This window comes from Streptomyces sp. NRRL S-495 (assembly GCF_000966955.1).
Taxonomy (GTDB): domain Bacteria; phylum Actinomycetota; class Actinomycetes; order Streptomycetales; family Streptomycetaceae; genus Kitasatospora; species Kitasatospora purpeofusca.
In genome coordinates this window covers 1-1,292 of sequence record NZ_JZWY01000238.1, presented here as the reverse complement: position 1 = coordinate 1,292, position 1,292 = coordinate 1, and the positions used below count along the sequence as shown (strand labels likewise).

The window sequence follows — 1,292 nt, the reverse complement described above, 5'->3', positions numbered from 1 at the left end:
GGCAGGTAGCCGACCTCGCCGGAGCGGATCACGCTGCCGGCCGCGGGGATGCCCTCGCCGGCCAGCACCTTGGTCAGCGTGGTCTTGCCGGCGCCGTTGCGCCCGACCAGGCCGATCCGGTCGCCGGAGGCGACCTTGAAGTTCGCGGACTCGATCAGGATCCGGGCGCCGGCGCGCAGTTCGAGGCCGTTGACGGAAATCATGGCTGGGCACTACTCCTGGGACGTGGGCGGGCGACCGGACGGACTCGGGCCGAGGCGGCGGGAAAGGGCGTCGTCGACGGGGTTCGGCGGACCGCTCGGGGCGGTGCCGCGCACCCGCTAGTGCCCGGAGAGAACAGCCATGACAGCAAGTCTACCGGGCCGCGCGCGCGGCCCCGGAGGAGCTACCCGCCCGGGGTACCCGGCAGGCCCCGGCCGGACGGCCCGGGCGCCGGACGGCAGCGGCTACCGGGCCTGCGGGCTGTCCGCGTCCGGCGCCGCGCAGCCGCCCGCCGGGGGGACGGCGGCGAACGGCTCGGCCGCGCTGCCGCAGGCGGCCTCGGGGGCGGCGGCCCAGGTGTCGAAGACCCGCGGGGTGACGATCGGCCCGTCCGAGATCAGCACCCGGCGCTCGTCCAGCGCCTTCATCGAGACGCCGGGGCCGGAGTTCAGCTGCCAGCCGGTGCTGTCCAGCCGGTAGCCGGAGATGCCGCCGGAGACCTGCTGCCCGGTGCTGTTGGCGCAGCTGCGCGGGACCAGTACCGCGTAGTCGGTGGCGACCGTGCGCTCCGGGTCGTAGACGCAGTTGCCGGCGGGCTTGGAGTTGTAGCGCAGGTCGCCGTCGGCGTCCCGGAAGCCCATGGTCAGCTGGGGCGTGACCACCGCCACCCAGGGGGTGGACTGCTGGACGGTGCGCAGCGCGGCCGAGGCCCGCTCGGTCGCCTGCTGCTTGCGCTGCTCCTCGGTGCGCTTGTCGGCGCCGGGCTCGCCCGCGGCGCGCAGCCAGTCCGCGAGGCCGGGTACCGCGCGGTGCCAGCGGACCTGCTGGTCGCCGGGGCGCACCGAGGTGACCAGGCCGTCGTCCCAGACCACTACGGCGTTCTCGCCGGCCATCGACAGGTAGAGCGCGGTGGCGCCCTCCCGCTGGTAGGACCAGGCGTGCTCGCCGGTGGCCCGGTGGTAGGCCTCCAGGCCGGGGCCGACCCGCAGGTCGAGGTCGGCGGCGGCGAGGGTCGCGGTGGGGTCGGCGCTCGGGTCGGCGGCGCTCCGCGCGGCCACCCGGTCGCCGAACGGGACCGGCTTGTTGGCGTG

At 76.2% G+C, this 1,292-nt stretch carries 2 protein-coding genes; both read right to left on the bottom strand.

Going from position 1 to position 1,292, the window contains the following annotated elements:
* Positions 1-203: ATP-binding cassette domain-containing protein (locus VR45_RS13860; protein WP_045940041.1), on the bottom strand; the 203-nt coding region annotated here is incomplete at its 3' end.
* 243 nt (positions 204-446) lie between these two features.
* On the bottom strand, positions 447-1,292 hold an 846-nt coding region (locus tag VR45_RS13855; protein WP_045940040.1), incomplete at its 5' end, for a hypothetical protein.